Origin of the sequence: Kribbella sp. NPDC050820 (assembly GCF_040653975.1) — a bacterium.
Lineage (GTDB): Bacteria > Actinomycetota > Actinomycetes > Propionibacteriales > Kribbellaceae > Kribbella.
In genome coordinates, this window is record NZ_JBFAHB010000100.1 from 22,619 (window position 1) to 29,382 (window position 6,764).

The 6,764-nt window shown below is 69.2% G+C and carries 6 protein-coding genes; 2 read left to right on the top strand and 4 right to left on the bottom strand.

Annotation, left to right across the window (positions count from 1 at the left end; genetic code table 11):
- Position 1: 1 nt before the first annotated feature.
- A complete protein-coding gene (locus tag AB0H36_RS43800) occupies positions 2-718 on the bottom strand; it encodes a TetR/AcrR family transcriptional regulator (RefSeq protein ID WP_360537329.1) in 717 nt (238 codons plus the stop codon).
- Between the two features lie 113 nt (positions 719-831).
- On the opposite strand from AB0H36_RS43800, the gene AB0H36_RS43805 reads away from it, so the two are divergent.
- Complete coding sequence (locus AB0H36_RS43805; RefSeq protein ID WP_360537331.1) at positions 832-3,012, top strand: MMPL family transporter; 2,181 nt, start codon at positions 832-834, stop codon at positions 3,010-3,012.
- On the opposite strand, the gene pdxH is transcribed toward AB0H36_RS43805, so the two are convergent.
- The 3 genes from pdxH to AB0H36_RS43820 are packed head-to-tail and all read right to left on the bottom strand — an operon-like array spanning position 2,961 to position 6,264.
- A complete protein-coding gene (gene pdxH / locus AB0H36_RS43810) occupies positions 2,961-3,587 on the bottom strand; it encodes a pyridoxamine 5'-phosphate oxidase (protein ID WP_360537339.1) in 627 nt (208 codons plus the stop codon). The two genes, AB0H36_RS43805 and pdxH, sit on opposite strands and share 52 nt — an antisense overlap.
- Before the next feature lie 24 nt (positions 3,588-3,611).
- Positions 3,612-5,531, bottom strand: coding sequence for a hypothetical protein (locus tag AB0H36_RS43815; protein WP_360537333.1), 1,920 nt, complete (start codon positions 5,529-5,531; stop codon positions 3,612-3,614).
- 31 nt (positions 5,532-5,562) lie between these two features.
- Positions 5,563-6,264: a hypothetical protein gene (locus AB0H36_RS43820; protein ID WP_360537335.1), complete on the bottom strand. Its 702-nt coding sequence runs from the start codon at positions 6,262-6,264 to the stop codon at positions 5,563-5,565.
- Positions 6,265-6,474: 210 nt separating this feature from the next.
- On the opposite strand from AB0H36_RS43820, the gene AB0H36_RS43825 reads away from it, so the two are divergent.
- On the top strand, positions 6,475-6,764 hold a 290-nt coding region (locus tag AB0H36_RS43825), incomplete at its 3' end, for a citrate/2-methylcitrate synthase (RefSeq protein WP_360537337.1).

Sequence of the window (6,764 nt, forward strand, 5' to 3'; positions counted from 1 at the left end):
CTCATGCCTCCGGCACCGGGCAGTCCAGCCCGAGGGCCTGGCCGATCTCGAAGAGCTGGGCCTCGAAGTAGGCGCCGGCGTCCTCCAGCGCCCAGTGCAGCTGGCCGAACACCTCCATGCAGATCAGGCCGTACAGCCGGGTCCAGTAGTTCAGCGAAAGATAGATCGCGCCGGCCGGCATCCCATCGAAGTACTCCGACTTCCGGGACAGCTGCGCCACCAGCACCGGGCCGAGCTCCTGCTCGGACGGGTGCGGGAACGGCTTCTGGTGCCAGACCTGCGCGACCAGCGCCTTGAACACCGCCGCGAACCGCATCGCCGCCTGGTGGCCGGGAAGGTCCTCGTGCCCCTCGGCGTCCGGGTCCGGGATCGCGGTGCCGAACAGCAGCCCGAACTCGGCCGGGTGCGCGAGCGCCCAGTCGCGCAGACCGTTCGCGAGCAGGTAGAGCTGGGCGCCCAGGTCCGGGTCGGCCTCGTTCTGCGCCAACTCCATCAGCGCTGCGGTCAGCTCGTCGTACAGGTCGGCGATCAGGGCCTGGAGGAGTGCCTCGTGGCTCGGGAAGTACCGGTAGAGCGCGGGCGGGGTGAGGCCGAGCTCGCGGGCGACGGCGCGCAGGCCGACCGCGCCCACACCTCCGCTGACCAGCAACCGCCGCGCGGCGGCCTTGATCTCGGCCAGCGTCGCGGCTCGTTGGCGATCGCGCCGACTCGGTTCCACAGATTCTCCCTTGACAAGCGTGCCTACCGGGTCTCTAGAGTTAACACCGTTAACAGTTAACGGTGTTAACGCAGTCGCCCGCCGCTCAAATCTACGCCCTGGGGGAGAGTTTCGTGTTCGAGACGCTCGGCCGGTTCACCTATCGGCGCCGCCGCCTGGTGCTCGCCCTGACCGCAGTCCTCGTCGCCGTCGGCCTCGCCTGGGGCACCGGTGTGTTCGGCTCGCTGGCCAACGGCGGCTTCGACGCACCCGACACCGAGGGGCACCGCGCAGTCGCCACCATCGAGAAGGCGATCGGCCCGACCGGGACCGACGTCATCCTGCTGTACGACGGCGGCACGCAGACCGTGGCCGACCCGGCCTTCCGACAGGCGGTGGAGAGCCACCTGTCCGGGTTGCCGTCGACCGAGGTGACCGGCAAGCAGACGTACTGGAGCACACAGTCGCCGGTGTTCGTGTCCAAGGACCAGCACAGCACATACGCCGTACTGACGCTGGCCGGCGCGGACGAGGAAGCACGGCTCGAGACCTTCGACCGGATCGCCGACAAGTTGCGCGCGGCACCGGCCGGGCTGGACGTCAAGGTCGGCGGCGAGGTGGCGGTGTTCGAGGAGGTGAACACCCAGACCGAGCACGACATCGTCCGGGCGGAGACCATCTCGACGCCGATCGTGCTGGTGCTGCTGGTCGTCGTCTTCGGCGGCCTGGTCGCCGCCAGCCTGCCGCTGTTCGTCGGCGCGCTCGCCATCCTCGGCGCGTTCGTGCTGCTCCGCGGCCTGTCGCTGGTCACCGACGTCTCGATCTTCTCGATCAACATCGTCACGATGATCGGGCTCGGACTGGCGATCGACTACGCGCTGTTCATCGTCACCCGGTTCCGGGAGGAGCTTGCCAAGGGCAATGATGTCGAGACCGCGCTGGCGGTGACGATGGCGACGGCCGGCCGGACGGTCGCGTTCTCCGGAATCACGGTGGGCGTTGCGATCAGCAGCCTGGTGCTGTTCCCGGTGATGTTCCTGCGCTCGATGGCGTACGGCGGGGCGGCCGCGGTGGCGGTCGCGATGCTGGCGGCGTTGACCGCGCTGCCGGCGTTGCTCGCCGTACTGGGGCATCGGGTGAACAATCTGCGGATCTTCAAGCCGAGGAAGGCTTCAGCAGAGCATGGCGCGTGGTACCGGCTCGCGCACAGTGTGATGAAGCGGCCGGTGCGGTACGTGGTGGTGCTGATTCCGGTGCTGCTGGTGCTCGGGATTCCTTTCCTGCAGGCGCAGTTGGGTGGGGTGGACCATCGCGCGCTGCCTGAGGGCGCGACCTCCCGGACCGTGACGGAGACACTGCAGCGGGACTTCGCCGGGGCGGGTGGGTCGGACATCTTCGTGGCGGTGCGGTTCGACTCGCCGCCGGCTGATCCGTCGGCAGCCTTGACCGGTTACGTGGGCACATTGCAGCAGATCGATGATGTCGACAACGTGCGGATCGGCGGCTACAAGGACGGTGTCGCCTCGGTGGTCGTGCGCACGCACTTCACCGGACAGGAGTTGCCCGCGCGGGACGTCGTACACGATGTGCGAGCCGTGGCGGCGCCGGCCGGGACCTCAGTCGAGGTCGGTGGTGAGACGGCGGCGGTGATCGACCTGCTGGATGTGTTGGCTGAGCGAGCGCCGTACATGGCCGGGTTCATCGTGCTGGTGACCTTCGTCCTGCTGTTCGTTGCCTTCGGCTCCTTCGTGCTGCCGGCCAAGGCGCTGGTGATGAACGTGCTGTCGCTGTCGGCCGCCTTCGGGGCGATGGTGTGGATCTTCCAGGACGGCAACCTGTCCGGGCTGCTCGACTTCACGCCGGCCGGGTTCCTCGACGCCACCAACCCGGTGCTGCTGTTCGCGGTGCTGTTCGGGCTGTCGATGGACTACGAGGTGTTCCTGCTCAGCCGGATCAGGGAGGAGTACGACCGGACCGGCGACAACACCCAGGCGGTCGCGCTCGGGCTGCAGCGGACCGGCGGGATCATCACCAGCGCGGCGTTGCTGCTGATCATCGTGGTGGCCGCGTTCTCCACCTCGGGCATCGTGTTCGTGAAGATGATCGGGGTCGGGCTGGTGATCGCAATCGCCCTCGACGCGACCATCGTCCGGGCCCTGCTGGTGCCGGCGACCATGCGGCTGCTCGGCCGTTGGAACTGGTGGGCACCCGCCCCGCTGGTGCGGTGGTGGGAGCGGTACGGCCTCCGCGAGACCTCAGACCCTCAGGGCTGGAGCCGGGAGAGCTCCCAGCCATCGGAGTTGGTACGGCGGTAGGCCAAGCGGTCGTGGAGCCGGCCGGTCCGGCCCTGCCAGAACTCGAAGGCGTGTGGGTAAACGAGGTAGCCACCCCAGAAGTACGGGGTGGAGATCTCGGTGCCCTCCGGCCACTGCCGCTCGTACGACGCGTACTGCAGGTCGAGCTCCTCGCGGGACTCGACCGGCTGGCTCTGCTGCGACGCCCACGCGCCGAGTTGTGACTCGCGCGGGCGAGCGGCGAAGTACGCGTCGACCTCCTCGGTGGGGAGCTTGCTCACCGTGCCCTCGACGCGGACCTGACGCTCCATCGCGTGCCAGGGGAAGACGAGCGCACAGTGCGGGTTCGCGGCCAGGTCGTCGGCCTTGCGGGACTGCTGGTTGGTGTAGAACACGAAACCGCGGGCGTCCAGGCCTTTGAGCAGAACGGTCCGGGCAGACGGACGGCCGTCGGCGTCCGCGGTCGCCAGCACCATCGCGTTGGGCTCGGGCAGGCCGGCTTCGGTCGCTTGTCCGAGCCAGGTGCGGAACTGAACGATCGGGTCCGGGTCCACCTGGCTCTCGAGCAGTTCGCCGAGCTGGTAGAGGCGCCGCATCTCTGCAAGATCCACGCTCCGAGCCTACTGACTCAGGCTGCGCCAGGATCGCCCGACTCTTGTACGACGGAACGCCTTCCACAGCCGGTTGCGGGCCAGGCGCCGTACGACGGGGTTCTTCACCACACGTCGGCTGGTCTTGGGCGCAGGCGGGCTGCTGCGGACGATGACCGTCGGCCTGGGGGTGGCTGGTGGCAGGTGGCGGTTGACCTCGTCCAGGTGCTGGTCGAAGGTTGCCCGCCAGAGCGCCTGGTTGAGCGCTGCCTCGCCTGCCGCCGAGCTCGCTCCGGCTGTGGATGCCGCCCACAGCGTGCTGACTGCTTGCGGGTCGAAGCCGTCGACGTCGGCGATGAGCTCTGCGATGCGATCACGGTCCGGCGCGTCGGCCAGGCAGCGTGGTCGTGCAGGGGCTCGGCGTGGGGCCGGTTGAGGCTTGAAGAACGGGATGTCGGCCCATTCCGGGATCAGCCTTTGCACGAGCTGCTGGTGCAGGGCGTTATCGACGCGTTGCGCCGGGCTGAGGGCGAACGCGGCCCGCACGAACGACGGGACGAGCAGCGGTGACACGACTCCGCTGCGCTCGCCCGTCGTACCCCAGCGGCGCAGCCGTTCGACCAGGTAGAAGTAGTCGAGCATGGTCGCGTTCTCGATGCCGCCGTGCACGGCTGTGCGCAGTACCCGGTCGATCTGCTCGGCGACGGCGGCACGGGCGAGCGCGGCTGGACCGGCGGTCGGCATCAGCCGGGTCTGCAGGCGGTTGCCGAAGGCAGACACCTTGTCGTGCAGGGGGAGCGCGTCCAGCTGCAGCACGTCGGCGGGGTAGAAGTGGCCGTGGGCAACTTCTCCGCCGGCGCCGCCGATGGCCAGGTGGGCGACGGTGGCGAGGGTGGCCGGCGGGGCGTGGAAGAGGTAGCTGGCCGGGCGGAGTCCCTCGGCGTACCGGTGCCAGCGGAGCGCACGATCGACGAGTGGTGGCGGCGTGACCGGTCGCGGGTTGGCTGCGGACTTGATCGGCTGCGGCTTGGCGGGTGCCGGGGTCGTGTGCTCGACCTGGAAGGGCAGTGCTTGGACGAGTGTCTTGGCTACCTCCAGTTCGCCGGGGACTGCGTCGTAGCTGTTGAGCTTCAGGTCCACACCGGCCTTGAGGAACGCGGCAGCGACCACTCGGGAGTCCCGGCCGCCACTGAGGTCGACAGTCGGCGTGCCAGGCCACAAGCGGGCTACCGACCTCGCGACGTCCTGCAGTGCCTCGGCCGTCTCGTCCACAGTGTCCGGACTGTCGGTGGACCAGACGCTGGTGGTCTCGATCCGAGTGACTGTCTGCCTTCGGCTCCTGCCGTCGGCAACGATGTGCGTCGCCCCCGGTACGGCGAGCACCCCGTCGTACGGCGTGCTGTCGTCCATGAACCAGCCGCAGGCCGCGGCGTAGCTCCAGCCCCTTGGCGCGGCAGCGGCAGTCATGCCGGCGAACAGCAGTGCCGCGGCGGGGCGGTTGCTCCACACCCAGCCGTCTGCCAGTCGCAGCTGGAACAGCCTGCCGACACCGATGGAGTCGGTGAAGAGGTCCAGTCGCTCTTCGGCCGGGTGGAGCGCGGCCATGGTGAACGGTGGCGCCAACTCGAGGAAGCTGGCCGGGGTACGTCGTACTGCGTGGGCCAGCTGGGAAGGACCGTCGTACGGCGAGACGTCGCCGATGACACGTTGGTAGCCGAGCGGTGCGTGCAGGCTGGCTACGCGCAGATCGCTGGCGTCGTGCCAGGACGGCCAGAGACAGGTGGAGTCGTCTCGGTCCCAGACATGCAGGCCGATGGTGCTCGTGTCGTAGCCCTTGTGCGTGGCCTTCCGGTCCCAGAGTGCGTTGTAGTAAGCCTCGACTCGTGCGACTCCCGCCGCAGCCCTGGCGCCACTCTCCCCGTGGAACGCATAGGCGACCAATGTTTCCATGCAGAGCCAGATGCAGGCCCCGCGCAGAAAGTTATCGCGGTGGTTGCTGCTGGCCCGGGTGCCCGCCCGGCGGTTGCTGACCGTAGTGCTGCGGTTGCTGCTGACCGGGGAACGTCTGCCCGTGCTGCGGCTGCTGGCCCGGGTGCGGTTGCTGGCCCGGGTGTGGTTGCTGGCCCGGGTGCGGTTGCTGGCCGGGGTGCGGCTGTTGTTGCTGGCCGGGGTAGCCGCCCCACTGCTGCTGCGCCGGGTACGTCTGGCCGTACGCCCGGTCCTGCGCCTGTCCCTGGGCGGTCAGCAGCCGGTAGACCTTGGCGTCCGACGCCCAGCGCCGTACACCGACGATCAGGAGGACGACGCCGAGGAACAGGTACGTCCCGTCGAGCATCATGTACGGGAGCAGCCGCCGCGCCCCGGGCACCTCGAAAACCTTGACGATGTCGAAGGCCTGCCGCAGCGGGAGCAGCAGGAAGAGCAGCCCGAACAGGGTCATGAACGCGCCGGCGCCGGTCATCACCCCGGCGCCGATGGCAGGCACGGCCATCAGCACAGCGGCAACGACGGAGACACCCACCAACAGCGCGAACCAAGGCAGGGCACGGCCGAGGTCCTGGTCGAACATCGCGCCACGCAGCTGGCCGAGCTTCGAGGCGGCGTGCGACGTGCCGACCATGGTGACGTAACCGATGATGACCCCGAGAACGAGTCCGAGGCCGGGAATGGGCTTGGCAGGCATGCGCACGAGACTAGACCTCTGCAAGGTTCAGCCACCCGCGCTCGCGCGTCCCCGTCTCATCCCCCGGGCGGCGCCTGCTGGTGGCGACGTGCCGAGCGCGTCACAGATCTGTCCGGGGGTCGCCGCCGAGAACTATGCTGCCTGAGCGCCTAGCAGTGCGCGCGGCGGCTGGTGGGCCGGGTGCGCTGACCACGAGGACGAGGGAGCCGCATGTCAGATCCGAGGACCGAGGTGCAGCACGGCCTGGAAGGCGTGGTCGCGTTCGACACGCAGATCGCCGAGCCGGACAAGGAAGGTTCGGCGCTGCGCTACCGCGGCGTGGACATCGAGGACCTGGTCGGCCGGGTGCCGTTCGAGAACGTCTGGGGCCTGCTCGTCGACGGCGCCTTCACCCCGGGTCTGCCACCGGCCGAGCCGTTCCCGCTGCCGGTCCACACCGGCGACGTGCGGGTCGACGTACAGTCCGCGCTGGCGATGCTCGCACCCGCCTGGGGTCTGCG